The 13,844-nt window shown below is 68.6% G+C and carries 14 protein-coding genes and 1 riboswitch; of the genes, 7 read left to right on the forward strand and 7 right to left on the reverse strand.

All coding sequences use genetic code 11. From position 1 onward, the window contains the following. Positions 1–23: 23 nt before the first annotated feature. Positions 24–770 carry a VTT domain-containing protein gene (locus tag TVH25_RS17405; protein ID WP_169619047.1) on the reverse strand — a complete coding sequence of 249 codons (747 nt, stop codon included), beginning with the start codon at positions 768–770 and terminating at the stop codon, positions 24–26. A gap of 178 nt (positions 771–948) precedes the next feature. Here TVH25_RS17405 and fbaA point away from each other — a divergent pair, with 178 nt between their 5' ends. Next, entirely contained in the window at positions 949–1,986 is a 1,038-nt protein-coding gene (gene fbaA, locus TVH25_RS17410; RefSeq protein WP_296549384.1) for a class II fructose-bisphosphate aldolase, read from the forward strand. A gap of 31 nt (positions 1,987–2,017) precedes the next feature. Here fbaA and TVH25_RS17415 read toward each other — a convergent pair whose 3' ends face one another. Further along, positions 2,018–3,211 (reverse strand): hypothetical protein, encoded by a 1,194-nt coding sequence (locus tag TVH25_RS17415; RefSeq protein ID WP_422424964.1) that lies wholly within the window; start codon positions 3,209–3,211, stop codon positions 2,018–2,020. Between the two features lie 77 nt (positions 3,212–3,288). On the opposite strand from TVH25_RS17415, the gene TVH25_RS17420 reads away from it, so the two are divergent. The 3 genes from TVH25_RS17420 to TVH25_RS17430 all read left to right on the forward strand — a co-directional run bounded on the left by TVH25_RS17420 (position 3,289) and on the right by TVH25_RS17430 (position 5,839). Next, the gene (locus TVH25_RS17420; RefSeq protein ID WP_169619051.1) at positions 3,289–3,705 is read left to right on the forward strand and encodes a DUF3151 domain-containing protein; all 417 of its coding nucleotides are present in this window, start codon (positions 3,289–3,291) and stop codon (positions 3,703–3,705) included. After that, a complete protein-coding gene (locus TVH25_RS17425; RefSeq protein ID WP_169619054.1) occupies positions 3,692–4,834 on the forward strand; it encodes an FUSC family protein in 1,143 nt (380 codons plus the stop codon). The genes TVH25_RS17420 and TVH25_RS17425 overlap by 14 nt, the downstream gene beginning before the upstream one ends. Before the next feature lie 75 nt (positions 4,835–4,909). Then, a complete protein-coding gene (locus TVH25_RS17430) occupies positions 4,910–5,839 on the forward strand; it encodes a cation diffusion facilitator family transporter (protein WP_422424966.1) in 930 nt (309 codons plus the stop codon). A gap of 4 nt (positions 5,840–5,843) precedes the next feature. On the opposite strand, the gene TVH25_RS17435 is transcribed toward TVH25_RS17430, so the two are convergent. Then, positions 5,844–6,389, reverse strand: a complete 546-nt coding sequence (locus TVH25_RS17435; protein WP_169619058.1) for a histidine phosphatase family protein — start codon at positions 6,387–6,389, stop codon at positions 5,844–5,846. A 44-nt stretch (positions 6,390–6,433) separates the two neighbouring features. After that, positions 6,434–6,552, forward strand: a riboswitch (cobalamin riboswitch). A gap of 58 nt (positions 6,553–6,610) precedes the next feature. Here TVH25_RS17435 and TVH25_RS17440 point away from each other — a divergent pair. Genes TVH25_RS17440 through TVH25_RS17450 form a run of 3 tightly spaced genes read left to right on the forward strand, consistent with a single transcriptional unit; the run spans position 6,611 to position 8,972 of the window. After that, the gene (locus TVH25_RS17440; RefSeq protein WP_277350426.1) at positions 6,611–6,736 is read left to right on the forward strand and encodes a hypothetical protein; all 126 of its coding nucleotides are present in this window, start codon (positions 6,611–6,613) and stop codon (positions 6,734–6,736) included. Then, on the forward strand, positions 6,733–8,232 hold the full coding sequence (locus TVH25_RS17445) for a cobyric acid synthase (RefSeq protein ID WP_422424976.1): 1,500 nt from the start codon (positions 6,733–6,735) through the stop codon (positions 8,230–8,232). Before TVH25_RS17440 ends, TVH25_RS17445 begins: the two co-directional genes overlap by 4 nt. Then, on the forward strand, positions 8,229–8,972 hold the full coding sequence (locus tag TVH25_RS17450) for a cobalt-precorrin-6A reductase (RefSeq protein ID WP_422424969.1): 744 nt from the start codon (positions 8,229–8,231) through the stop codon (positions 8,970–8,972). Before TVH25_RS17445 ends, TVH25_RS17450 begins: the two co-directional genes overlap by 4 nt. A gap of 128 nt (positions 8,973–9,100) precedes the next feature. On the opposite strand, the gene TVH25_RS17455 is transcribed toward TVH25_RS17450, so the two are convergent. The 4 genes from TVH25_RS17455 to TVH25_RS17470 all read right to left on the reverse strand — a co-directional run. Next, positions 9,101–10,039 carry a cobalamin biosynthesis protein gene (locus TVH25_RS17455; protein WP_422424971.1) on the reverse strand — a complete coding sequence of 313 codons (939 nt, stop codon included), beginning with the start codon at positions 10,037–10,039 and terminating at the stop codon, positions 9,101–9,103. Further along, positions 10,036–12,432 (reverse strand): cobyrinate a,c-diamide synthase, encoded by a 2,397-nt coding sequence (locus tag TVH25_RS17460; RefSeq protein WP_422424972.1) that lies wholly within the window; start codon positions 12,430–12,432, stop codon positions 10,036–10,038. The genes TVH25_RS17455 and TVH25_RS17460 overlap by 4 nt, the downstream gene beginning before the upstream one ends. Positions 12,433–12,442: 10 nt before the next feature. Continuing rightward, positions 12,443–13,057 (reverse strand): cob(I)yrinic acid a,c-diamide adenosyltransferase, encoded by a 615-nt coding sequence (cobO, locus tag TVH25_RS17465; RefSeq protein ID WP_422424973.1) that lies wholly within the window; start codon positions 13,055–13,057, stop codon positions 12,443–12,445. Continuing rightward, positions 13,057–13,844: vWA domain-containing protein (locus TVH25_RS17470; RefSeq protein WP_422424974.1), on the reverse strand; the 788-nt coding region annotated here is incomplete at its 5' end. The genes TVH25_RS17470 and cobO, both read right to left, overlap by 1 nt.

The raw sequence follows: 13,844 nt of genomic DNA on the forward strand, positions 1-13,844 counted from the left end.
CCACCTTTCTCGGTCTCTGGGGGTTACTTGCCCGGGGTGGTACGCGGGATGGGCATCGTGGCCGGCTCGGAATCGTCGACCGCGGCGGCGGCAGCGGGACTGCGACGCGACGCGAGGAAGCGCTTGACGACCTCGTTGAGGATGGGCAGCACCGACACGAACACGATCAGCAGGAAGATGTAGTCGACGTTGTCGGCGATGAACGTGATCTGGCCGAGCAGGTAACCCAGCAGGGTCACGCCCGCGCCCCACACGATGCCGCCGATGACGTTGTAGGTGATGAACACCCGGTACGGCATCTTCGCGGCACCGGCGACGAGCGGGGCGTAGGTGCGCACGATCGGCACGAAGCGTGCCAGGAAGATCATCGCCGGGCCGTGCCGCAGGAAGAAGCGGTGCGACTCGTCGAGATAGCTCTTCTTGAAGAGCTTCGCGTCGTCGCTCTTGAAGAGCTTGGCGCCGCCCTTGGTGCCGATGAGGTACCCGACCTGGTCGCCGAGGACCGCTGCGATCGGAATCGTCACCATCAGCACCCACAGCGGCGCGAAGGGCTCCACCTCCGCGGACTTCGCCGCCGCGATCAGACCCGCGGTGAACAACAGGGAGTCGCCGGGGAGCAGCGGGAACAGCAGACCCGACTCGATGAACACCACGACCAGAAGGCCGATGAGCATCCAGGTGCCGAACGAATTCAGGAGGTTGACGGGGTCCAGAAACCCGGGCAACAGGGCCAGATTGGTCACAGATTCCGAGGCTTCTACCAAAGTCACGTTCGCCAGGGTACCGCTGCGGGAGTGGCGGCCCGAATCGCAACACGTCGGCCGGGATCGGGCGGAACCCGGCCCGGGTATGAACCGGGCGTGTCAGTTGACATACTGCAAGGACAACAAGGGCACCTGCCACACCCCGGCGGGGTGCCGATCGACTTCTCACTGGAGGACAGCCGCTGTGCCTATCGCGACTCCCGAGATCTACGCCGAGATGCTTGCGCGCGCCAAGGAGCATTCCTTTGCGTTCCCGGCGATCAACTGCACCTCGTCCGAAACCATCAACGCCGCGATCAAGGGCTTCGCGGACGCCGGTAGCGACGGCATCATCCAGTTCTCCACCGGTGGCGCCGAGTTCGGCTCGGGCCTGGGCGTCAAGGACATGGTGACGGGTGCCGTGGCACTCGCCGAGTTCGCTCACGTCGTTGCCGACAAGTACGACGTCACCATCGCGCTCCACACCGATCACTGCCCTAAGGACAAGCTCGACAGCTATGTCCGTCCGCTGATCGCGATCTCGAAGGAGCGAGTCGACGCCGGCAAGAACCCGCTGTTCCAGTCGCACATGTGGGACGGCTCGGCCATCCCGATCGACGAGAACCTGGAGATCGCGCAGCAGCTCCTGGCCGACGCCGCCGCAGCGAAGATCATCCTGGAAATCGAGATCGGCGTGGTCGGTGGTGAAGAGGACGGCGTCGAGAACGCCATCAACGACAAGCTCTACACGACCGTCGAGGATTTCGAGAAGACCGTCGATGCGCTGGGCGCGGGCGACAAGGGCCACTACCTTCTTGCCGCGACCTTCGGCAACGTGCACGGGGTCTACAAGCCCGGCAACGTCAAGCTCAAGCCGGCTGTCCTGGCCGAGGGCCAGGCTGTTGCCACGTCGAAGCTGGGTCTCCCCGAGGGCTCTAAGCCGTTCGACCTGGTGTTCCACGGCGGTTCCGGTTCGCTGAAGTCGGAAATCGACGAAGCCCTCGGCTACGGCGTGGTGAAGATGAACGTGGACACCGACACGCAGTACGCGTTCACCCGTCCGATCGCCGGCCACATGTTCTCGAACTACGACGGCGTTCTGAAGATCGACGGCGAGGTCGGCAACAAGAAGGTCTACGACCCGCGTAGCTACCTGAAGAAGGCCGAGGCATCGATGACGCAGCGTGTCATCGAGGCGTGCAACGACCTGCGGTCCGCCGGACGTTCGGTGTCCGCGAAGTAGTCGCGAATACCGGTTCGCGTTGTACCCGGGATTACTCGCTGCAGACCTTCCACTCGTCGCCGACGAGCGCGAGATCGAAGGTGCGGTCGGTGACATCCGCCGGGCTGCGCGTCGTGTGCGCGGTGACCTGGGCGATGGCTGTGCTGTCCGTGATCTGGATGCGGTCGACGCTCGTCACCACCGGGATCGAGCCCTCCTGCACCGCGAGGTCGTGGATGCTGTCGAACTCCACCGGATCGACCGACGAATAGAAGTCGGCGAGCGACCCGCAGGTGGACGCGCGCAGCGTCTCGAGATCCCCGTCGGCAAGGCCCTGCACGAACGTACCGATGCTCGCCCGGATGCGGCTCTCCGGACTGTTGTCCGAACGGTTCTGCAGGAAGACGGCGAGCGCGACGGCTGCCACCACCGCCACGAGAACGATCACCCCGATGCCGGCAGCGATCCTCCTGCGCCTGCGGTCGTTGTCGTGGGACGGAGGAATCCGCGTCGGGGAGGGCTGCAGTTCGACGGGTGCCGGTTCGGGACGCACAGGCTGTGGCTGAGCGCGTCGGGGCGGAATGCGCGCCGGAGGCGGCTTCGGAACGTGCGCGGTGACCGGGATCTGCACCGTGGGGGCATCCGCCGCGTCGGGTGCCGGCGCGGGATCCGGTGCCGGCCGCGAGGGTGTCTCGACGTCGCCGGTGCCGGGCGCGCGGCCACCCTCCGGTACAACCTGGGAGAACCGCTCGGTCGGCGGGTCTTCGACAGCCGGCTTGTGCACGGCGGGAGACTTTTGCTCGGCGGGAGGCGCGTGCTCGGTCGAAGGCGTCTGCTCTGCGGTCGGGGTTTCCTCGACGGCTGGGGTTTCCTCGGTGGCCGGGATCTGCGCGGCGGGGGCTTTGTCGACGGGCGGTGTTTCCTCGACGGCCGACGGCTTCTCGGCCGGCGTGGGCTTTTCGGGGACTGTCGGCTCGTCCGCCGCTGCCGTGTCCTCTGCCGCTGCCGTGTCCTCTGCCACTGCCGTGTCGTCTGCCGCTGCCGAGTCGTCCGCCCCTGCCTTCTCGGACGTGGGGACCTCGGCGGTCTCGGCTTCGGGGGCCGTGCCGGGCTCGGCTGGTCCGTCGACGGTGTCGCCGCGACGCGTCGAGGAATTGTCGTGTGTGGTCGCGGATCCGGCGGCGGTGGACGCCGGCTTGTCGGTCGGTTTCTGGTCGGTGGGGTCTTCGTTGTTCGGATCGGGCACGCGCCTGCACCTCGTTCGACGGATGGGTTTCCCGGGCAGCCTATCGACCGCGGAGGTGAGACGGGCAGAATGGGCCCATGACGTCATTCGGTGATCTTCTCGGACCCCAGCCCACCCTCCTTCCCGGCGACGACGAGGCGGAGTCGGCGCTGCTCAACGGTGAGGACCCGGCGAAGGTCGCGGCCGAGCACCCCACTGCCTCGATCGCATGGGCATATCTGGCGGAAGCCGCACACGAACGCGGCGACACCATTGCCGCCTACGCGTACGCCCGCACCGGTTACCACCGTGGTCTCGACCAACTCCGCCGGAACGGATGGAAGGGTTACGGTCCCGTTCCCTACAGCCACGAACAGAACCGCGGCTTCCTGCGGTGCGTCGCCGCTCTCGCCACGGCCGCGAAGGAGATCGGGGAGACGGACGAGCATGCACGCTGCCTCGATCTTCTCGAGGACTGCGATCCCCGCGCGGCGGAAGCACTTGGCGTCGAGTAGGCGCTTCCCCTCTCGCGCCGGTGCGCGTGAGCGCCTGAAGTCGTCCGGGCAACGCCTGCGGTCTTCCGCGCTGCCGATCGTGCAGTGCGCTCTCGCCGCGGGTCTCGCGTGGTGGGTGGCCAAGGACGTCATCCATCACGGGACACCCTTCTTCGCGCCGATCGCGGCGGTGGTGTCACTCGGCTTGTCGCTCGGCGCACGGCTGCGCCGCAGCGTCGAATTGGTGTGCGGTGTCACCGTGGGGATCGGTGTCGGTGACCTGATCGTCTCGCTCATCGGATCCGGGCCCTGGCAGATCGCGCTGGTCGTCGCCATGGCGATGGCCACCGCGGTCGCGCTCAACAGCGGCCCGATCTTTGCGATCCAGGCGGGCAACTCGGCCGTGCTGGTCGCGACGCTCCTCCCGCCCGGTGAAGCAGGCGGGTTCGATCGAATGGTCGACGCGCTCGTGGGTGGTCTGGTGGGGGTCGCGGTAGTTGCACTGGTCCCCACCCACCCGGTGCGCCGCGCGCGTCGCAACGCCGCCGAGATTCTCGGGACCGCCGCGGATGTTCTGCGCAAAGTAGAAGCCGGACTGGTCGAAAACAATCCGAAACCGATCGAAGAAGCGCTTCGACAGGCCCGCGCCACCCAGCAGGCCATCGACACGATGCGGACGCATCTCAAGGGCGGCCGGGAGATCAGCCGGATTTCACCGTTGTACTGGAACAGCCGGAAGCGCCTCGCGGTGCTGACGGCCGCGGCAGACCCGATCGACCACGCGATGCGCAACGTCCGGGTGCTCACCCGGCGGTCGCTCACCCTCGTGCGCGACGACGAGATCCTCGATCCCCGGCTGGTATCGCAGTTCGATCAACTGGCCGACGCGGTCGACGTGCTCCGCGAGATGGTTCTCGCAGAGCCGGGGGACCAGCCCGACCAAGCTGCGGCCGCGCGAGTGCTGCGCCGTGCGGCGAAGCGGATGAGCCCCGACCTCGTCGAGGGAGCGGGTGTGTCGGCGACGGTCGTCTTCGCGCAGATGCGTTCGTTGCTCGTCGACTTGCTGCAGGTCGCCGGGCTCAAACGCATCTCGGCGATCGCGACATTGCCGCCGACGGTCGAGCGGCCCGCCTACGAACCGGAGTCCTGACTCACCCCGGTGGACCTAGCCGTTGAATACATGCGCATTCATGCATACGATGGCCGGGACCCTGGAAGGAGGGCCATGGGCTCCGGGCACGGACATTCACACGGCGTAGGCCACGGACACGGCGGCAGCGCAGGGCCGTCTCCGACGATCATCAAGCGGATGGCGATCGCACTCGGCATCCTGCTGGCCTTCCTCGTGCTCGAGGCCGGTGTCGGCCTGTGGATCGGGTCGCTCGCCCTGCTCGCCGACGCGGGGCACATGCTCACCGACGTCGTCGGTGTCGCGATGGGACTGGTCGCGCTGGTGCTCGCGCGCCGGGGGAGCACCGCTGCGGCCCGCACCTTCGGGTGGCACCGGGCCGAGGTCCTCACCGCGATGGTCAACGCCGTCCTGTTGCTCGGCGTCGCGGGCTGGGTCTTCTACGAGGCGATCGGCCGTATCGGCGACTCGCCCGAAGTGCCGGGACTGCCGATGATCCTCACCGCGCTGGCAGGTCTCATCGCGAACCTCGTCGTGATGGCCATGCTGCGCACCGACGTCGAGGACAGCCTCGCCGTGCGCGGCGCCTACACGGAGGTGCTCGCCGACACGGTCGGCAGCGTCGGCGTTCTCGTCGCGGGAGGTCTGGTACTCGTGTTCGGGTGGACCCTCGCCGACGTCGTCGTCGGCGTCCTGATTTCACTGTGGGTGATCCCTCGCGCGCTGCGTCTCGCGGCGGCATCGCTGCGGATCCTCACCCAGGCCTCGCCCGCCCACCTCGACGTCGAGGCGCTGCGCCTGGATCTCGCGGCGCTGCCGGGGGTGTGCGGAGTACACGACCTGCATGTGTGGACGCTGACCACCGGCATGGACGTCGCGACTGTGCACCTCGTGAGCGACCACGATCCCCAGTGGATCCTCGATTCGGCGCGCACCACCTTGTCGTCGCACGGCCTCGAGCACGCGACCGTGCAGGTCGAGGGAACGGTCGACGGCCGGCGTTGCGAGCAGGACGTGACCTGGTAGCGATTCATCCCAACCGCAGGTTCCAGCGACCGTCCCTCCCGTCGAGACGGGTTACAGCGAGGGGACGGACATCGACGCGCCAGAACGCCGACGCGGGCGCACCGAGCGCGCACAGCGTCGCTGCCCGTACCACAGCGGCGTGCGTCACCGCGACGATGCGTTCCGGTGAATCCATCAGTGACGTGAGCCAGGTGCCCGCACGCACGATCAGGTCGTGGATGGACTCTCCTCCGTGCGGGGCGGATTCCGGATCGCCGAGCCATACAGCGAGACCCGATTCCGGGACCTCTTCCATCGTCCTGCCGGTCCACCGCCCGAAATCCAGGTCGCGTAGTAGTGGTTCCACGGCTGCGGACAGGCCCAGTGCTGCCGCCGTTTCGATTGTCCGTAGTTCCGGCGCAGTGAGTGCGCGGTCGGTGACCGGCGCAGTTGCCCTCGTCAGTTCCCGTCGTCCTCGGTCGGAGACGGGCTCGTCGCTGGGAAAGGCAACGACGCGTTGCGCCTCGGTGGACGCATGGGAGATCAGAAACAGGCGGGGCACGAGAGCCATTCTCGCGCACTCTTGACAGGATGTGTCGGTGATGCCAAGGTACCCCGGTACGCATGTGCCGAGGTGTAGGCAATCCGGTGGGATACCGGAGCGGTCGCGCCACTGTAACCGAGAGCATTACCTCTTTCGGAAGCCAGAAAACTCCCTCGGCGCATGGCTTTCGGATGGGACGCGAAATCCCAGGAGGTTGCCGTGGTTGTTCTTACCCATGCCCGGGTGACATGTTGAACTCGCGTTCTCGTGCGGTCGCCGCGATCATCGTGGTCACGTTCCGGACGGCACTCGGACGGGTTTTCACGTTCCTGACCGAGCGCGCGCCGCGCCGCCTCGTGGTCACGGCGTGGTGAGCACGGCGTACGGCCTGCTGGTGGCCGGGACCACCTCGGACGCCGGAAAGTCGGTGGTCACCGCCGGGATCTGCCGGGCACTGTCGCGGCGCGGTCTGACGGTCGCGCCGTACAAAGCGCAGAACATGTCCAACAACTCCATGGTGACGATCGATCCCGACACCGGTGCGGGTGCCGAAATCGGCCGCGCGCAATGGGTTCAGGCGATCGCCGCCCGCGCGACTCCGGAACCGGCCATGAATCCGGTACTCCTCAAACCCGGCAGCGACCGTCGCAGCCACGTAGTGGTGCTGGGACAACCGGCGGGGACTCTCGAAGCCGGTGAATTCGCTGGTGGCCGTCAACACCTCGCCGATGCGGCATTCTCGGCACTGGACGACCTCCGCGCCAGGTTCGACGTGGTCGTGTGCGAGGGTGCGGGCAGTGCCGCCGAGATCAATCTCCGTGCGCACGATTACGTCAATATGGGTCTGGCGCAACACGGCTCACTTCCGACGATTCTCGTCGGTGACATCGACCGCGGTGGGGTCTTCGCGTCGATGTACGGCACGCTCGCGCTCCTCGATGCCGCCGATCAGCAGCTGGTACGCGGCTTCGTGATCAACAAGTTCCGCGGCGATGCCGCTCTGCTGAAACCGGGCCTGGACTCGTTGTCGGCGCTGACCGGGCGCCCGGTGCTCGGGGTGCTGCCGTGGCAGCGCGATCTGTGGCTGGACTCCGAAGATTCCCTCGCATTGACATCGCGTCCGAGCCACCCCGGCGACGGTGCGCTCACCATCGCTGTCGTGATGTTGCCGCGCATCAGTAATTTCACCGATGCCGACGCCTTGTGCCTCGAACCGGATGTACGAGTGCGGTTCGTCGACGATCCGCTCACGCTCGCGGGCGCGGACGTCGTGATCGTGCCCGGTACTCGCGCGACACTCGCCGATCTTGCCTGGCTGCGTGCGCGTGGCCTCGACAGGGCCATCGTGGACCATGCGCAGCGGGGCGGCTCGGTCCTGGGCATCTGTGGGGGATTCCAGATGCTGGGCGATGACATCGTCGACCCGCACGGCATCGAAGGAACGCCGGGTGCGCGGGCCCGAGGACTCGGACTACTCGCTGCGAGCACGGAATTCGGCCGCCGTAAAGTGCTGCGGCTACCGGCCGGCTCGGCGCTCGGAGCAGAGGCGACAGGCTACGAGATCCATCACGGACGCATCTGTGCCGGTGGCGACGACGAGTTCCTCGGTGGTGCCCGGCGAGGCAACGTGTTCGGCACCATGTGGCACGGCACCATGGAGGGCGACGCACTGCGCGCGGCGTGGTTACGGGAGGTTGCCTGCGCGGCCGGCCGCGAGGTTAACACAGGCACAGTGAATTTCGCCGCACAACGCGAGGCGCGGCTCGACCTCCTCGCCGACATGATCGATGAGCACATCGACGTCGACGTGCTGCTCTCGATAATGGGGGACCGCCCCACGCTGCCGACCCTGACGGGAGCATTGGCATGACCGTGCTGGTCCTCGGCGGCACCGGCGAGGCGCGTGCACTCGCACAACTGTTGTGCGACAACGGAGTCGATGTCGTGTCCTCGCTCGTCGGGCGAGTGCGCAACCCACGCCTGCCGGTCGGAGCAGTGCGTATCGGCGGGTTCGGCGGGGCCTCCGGGCTCGAAGCGTACCTGCGCACCCACGGTGTCGACGCGGTCGTCGACGCGACCCATCCTTTCGCGGAGGGCATCAGCGCCAACGCGGCCGAAGCCTGCCGCGCCGCGAGAATCCCGTTGGTGCGCTTGCAGCGTCCGGGATGGACCGACAACACCGGTGGATGGATCCGGGTGGCCTGCCACGACGAGGCCGCTCGAGTCGCGGCAGGTGGATCCGGTGTCTTTCTGAGTACGGGCCGCCAGACGCTCGATCGTTTCGTCGAACCGCTCGGGAAGCATCGGGTGGTGGCGCGGATCGTCGACCCGCTCGACGGCGAGTTCCCTCCCGGCTGGACAGTGGTGCACGCCCGCGGCCCCTACACCTTCGACAGTGAACGCACGCTGATGCGGGAATACGACGTGGATACGCTGGTCACCAAGGATTCCGGGGGCGATCTCACGCGAGCGAAGCTCGACGCAGCTGCTGACCTCGGCGCGCGGGTGATCATGGTGAACCGGCCCGTGGGGCCGCCCGGCGTGCGCACCGTGGCGACCGTGGGCGACGCGGTCGCTTGGGTCCTCGAACCGGCGGTCTCTCGGATCTGAGTTCCCAGACTTTCCTCCCCTTCCGCGGCGTGGCTCGCGTCGGGTGCGTGGGCCTGTTGCCGTGGCGTGCACCGCTGCGCAATGCCGCTGCCCGGAACGTCCCGTGGGACGAGTTCCGGCCGCGACCGTCAACGACGTCTGCGCACCGCGACCCGCACGGCGACGGCCGGTGCAACGGTCGAGACGAGTGCTCCCGCACCTACCCGTGCTGCGAGACGCGCGGTTCTCGCGATATCCGCCGGGACGGGTGCCGGGCCGTCGCCCAGGGTCCCGCGATCCTCGACGACCCCGTGATAGACGTTCGCTCCCCCGAGCGTGATTCCGAGCGCCCCGGCAAAAGCCGCCTCGACGGGACCCGCGTTCGGACTCGGATGCTTGTGCGCGTCGCGCCGCCATGCTCGGAGTGCCGCGACGGGACGCCCGCCCAGCGCCGCGGCGAGCAGTGCGGTCAGCCGAGCCGGGACGAGGTTGAGTACATCGTCGAACCGCGCCGATGCCCACCCGAATCGTTCCAGGCGGGGAGTGCGGTGCCCGACCCGGGCGTCCAGCGTGTTCGCGGCGCGATAGCCGAGCAGCCCGGCCGGACCGAGAACCGCTCCCCACACGAGCGGTGCCACGACGGCGTCCGAGGTGTTCTCGGCGACGGATTCGATTGTCGCGCGGGCGATGTCGTCAGCGTCGAGCTGAGAGGGGTCGCGGCCGACGAGATGCGTCACCTGCCCCCGTGGGGGGGCGGCGGCGCGCGCCGGCCGCCTCAACTGGTCGTCCAGGGCGCCCGCCTCGGCACCGAGGGATCGGCCCCCGAGCACCACCCACGTGGCGACGGCGACGACCGCGGTGTTGAGCAGAGGGCGGGAGCGGGTCACCCGGTCGGCCGTCCAGCCCAGTAGCCCGGTGGAGCCGACGAGCACCATCGTGAATGCGACTCCGGCGCTGCGGTTGTCGGCATACATTGTGCGTTCGACCGACCGCGCGACCTTTCCGAACCCGCTCACGGGATGCCACCGCCGCGGATCACCGAAAACCTGGTCGGCGAGGTACCCCAGCACCAGCCCTGCTGCCCTCATCGGATCGATCTCCACGCATCGAGCAGTGCGGCGGTGGTGGCGCGGTCGCGTACGGCGATCCGCACCCACTGCTCACCGAGTCCGGGGAACGTGTCGCCGCGACGCACGGCGAAACCCTGTGCGCGCAACTGCTCCCGAGTATCGGTGGGCACGGGTACCAGCACGAACGGCCCGGCGGGAGCGCCGGACACCGTCAGGCCCACATCGCCCAGCGCCTCCACGAGTGCGGCTCGGTCGGCGGCGACCTCCCGCGCGATCGTCTCGGCCTCCGACGTGGCGCGTGCCGACGCGCACGCGATCATCGCCGCCGCGGCAGGGGTCGACACCGACCACGGAGGTTGCTGCGCCGCGAGATCCGCAATCACGTCGGAGGCTCCGACGACATACCCCGCCCGGATGCCGGGAATCGCCCAGGTTTTCGTCAGCGAACGGATCACCAGCAAACCGGAATGCCGCTCGCCCACAAGCGACTCTGGCTCTCCGGCAACAGCGTCCATGAAAGCTTCGTCGACCACCACGACACGTCCCGGCCGGAGCAGTGCCCGCAACGTCCCGGCGGGGTGCAGTACCGACGTCGGGTTCGTGGGGTTGCCGACCACGACGAGATCCGCATCGTCGGGCACGGCACGGGGATCGAGGACGAAGCCGTCGCCGGCGCGCAGGATCACCCGCCGCACGTCGTGCCCGGCCGCGGCGAGGGCCGCCTCCGGCTCGGTGAACTGCGGATGCACGACCACCGGGGCACGCCATGTCCGTGCACGTGCGATGAGAGTGAAGGCTTCGGCACCGCCCGCGGTGGGCAGTACCTCGTCGACGGTTCGGCCGTGCCGGTCGGCGAGCGCGGACCGGGCGGCCCCCGGGTCCGGGTAGCGGTCCAGATCCTCGAGGGACGCGCGCAGTGCATCGTCCAGCCACGCGGGACGAGGCCGTGTCGAGACGTTGACGGCGAGGTCGACAAGTCCCGGGGTTGCTTCGCGATCGCCGTGGTGGTGCAGGTCGGGGGCGCGCAGGCGAGGTCGCGGCGGCGGTGCCGGCACAGGTGTCGCGACGCGGGCAGCCTCGGCGAACCGCTGCGCGAGTTGCGGGTGACCCGCCCAGTGGGTGTGCAGGTAGGAGGCGTGCAGCGTGGCGGTCGCGACACCGTCGGGCCGCCCGTTGAGCAACCAGCCGGGGGCAGTGCCGGGCTCGACGACGGTGCGATGGAACTCGTGTCCGGTGACGCGGGTGCCGGCGGTGGCCAGCAGGCTGTCGGTCGTGGCGATCGCGGTGCGGTAGCCCAGGGTCAGTCGGGAGGTCATCCGCGCGGACGCATCGAGCGCACCGACCATCTCGGCGCCGTCGACGTCGCGGCACAGGTACAGCAGACCGGCGCATTCGGCGACGGTCGGTACACCGGCGGTGATCGCAGACCGGAGATGTTCACGCAGAGGCGCGTTCGCGGAGAGATCCGCGGCGTGGACCTCCGGGAATCCGCCACCCAGATAGATTCCGGTGGTGCCGTCCGGAAGCTTCTCGTCGCGCAAGGGATCGAAGGTGACGGTGCGGCATCCGGCGGCCCGCAGCAGTTCTTCGGTTTCGGTGTAGCGGAAGGTGAAGGCGCGGCCCCCCGCAATCGCGACGACCGGACCGGCCTCGCCGTGGGACACCGACGTGCCGCTGGACACCGACTCGCCGGGCTCCCACGACCGGCCGTGCACACCCGGTGCCGTCCGCGCGATCCGCACGAGTTCGGCAAGGTCGATGTATTCCGCGATCCGGTCGGCGAGCCGATCGAGTTGCCCGGCCGCCTCCGCGCGCTCGTCGGCGGGGATCAGGCCCAGGTGCCGGGAGGGAGCCGAGATTCCGTCGTCGCGGTGCAGTACCCCGAGCACCGGGATGCCGGTGGGCTCCAGCGCCGCGATCACCTCGTCCGAATGACGCTGGGAGCCGGCCTTGTTCAAGATCACCCCCGCGATGCGGGTCCCGCGGTCGTACGACGCCATGCCGTGCACGATCGCCGCGATCGACCGCGATGCGTGCGACACGTCGACGACGAGGATCACCGGCGCGGTCAGCAACGACGCGACGTGTGAGGTCGACGCGTAACCGTCGGTGCCGAGCATTCCGTCGTACAACCCCATGACGCCCTCGACCACCGCGATGTCGGCGCCCGCAGCACCGTGCAGGAGCAGCGGTGCCACGAGATCTTCGCCGACGAGATGCGGATCGAGGTTGCGGCCGGGGCGTCCCGTCGCCAGTGCGTGGTAACCGGGGTCGATGTAGTCGGGGCCGATCTTGTGTCCCGAGACCACCATTCCGGTGCGCCGCAGGGCCGCCATCAGCCCTGCGGACACGGTGGTCTTACCGTGCCCGGAGGCCGGCGCGGCGACGACGAGGCGGGGAAGGGCTACCACTGGTTTGCTCTCACCACTCGATTCCCCGCTGGCCCTTCTGGCCCGCGTCCATGGGGTGCTTGATCTTCGTCATCTCCGTGACGAGGTCGGCGATGTCGAGCAGTTTCGGGTCGGCGCGACGTCCCGTGATCATGACGTGCTGGTGCCCGGTGCGGTGGGAGAGGGTGTCGACGACCTCGTCGATGTCGATCCAGCCCCAGTTGATCGGGTAGGTGAACTCGTCGAGCACATACAGTCCGTGCTGCTCCGCGGCCAGACGTCGCCGGATCTCGCGCCACCCTGCGAGCGCATCGGCGGCATGGTCCTCGTCGCTGCCCTCCTTGCGCGACCACGACCAGCCCGAGCCCATTTTGTGCCATTCGATCGGACCGCCCGCGCCACGCTCGGTGTGCAATTCGCCGAGGATTTCGAACGCGGTCTGCTCACCGAGTCGCCACTTGGCAGACTTGACGAACTGGAACACGGCGACCGACCAGCCCTGGTTCCAGCCGCGCAGGGCAAGCCCGAATGCAGCCGTCGACTTCCCTTTGCCGTCACCGGTGTTGACCATGAGCAGTGGACGGTTGCGCCGCTGGCGGGTGGTGAGCCCGTCGTCGGGCACGATGTCGGGTTGTCCCTTCGGCATCAGGCGGCCCTTCCTCGAACGATTCCGGTGAGTGCGTCGGCGTGTACATCGCCGACATGCACGTACTCGGCTCCGAGTCGCTCGGCGAGCCGCCCCGCCAGTCCCATGCGGAACCGGCCCGTTTCGGAGTCGACGACTACCGCGGAGATTCTCTGTGCTGCAATCACATCTGCCGCCGCGAGGGACCTGTTCACGGCATTCTCGCCGGACGTGGCGCGACCGTCGGTGACGACGACGAGCAACGCGCGCCGATCCGGGTCGCGCAACCGGTGCCGCCGAACGGTCTCGGCGGATTCGATCAACCCCTCCGCGAGCGGTGTGCGTCCGCCGGCGGGAAGGTCGCGAAGGCGTGCGGCGGCCACGTCCACCGAACTCGTGGGAGGGAGAGCGAGACTCGCGGCGGACCCCCGGAAGGTGACCAGGCCGACGGTGTCGCGGCGGCGGTACGCGTCGAGCAGCAACGACAGGATCGCGGTCTTCACCTGGGTCATACGCTGTTTCGCGGCCATCGACCCGGAGGCGTCGACGCACAGGAGCACCAGGTTTGCCTCGCGACCCTCGATCACCTTGCGTCGCAGTTCCCGAAGCCCGCCCGGCCCGGCTTCCTGCCCGCCCGAACGGGAGCGGGCATTCGCGCGGATAGTCGCGGGGAGATGGATCGGGCCGGAATCGCCGCGATGCTCACCGACCGTGCGCCCGGTGGTGGTGCGTGCCCGTGAACGCCGGCCCGGCGCGCCCCGCCCCGGGGGGGTGGGGGGGGACAGCCCGGGGGGGTTCCGGGCGCCCG

The sequence above is a fragment of the Rhodococcus sp. 7Tela_A2 genome (genome assembly GCF_049311045.1).
Classification (GTDB): domain Bacteria; phylum Actinomycetota; class Actinomycetes; order Mycobacteriales; family Mycobacteriaceae; genus Rhodococcus.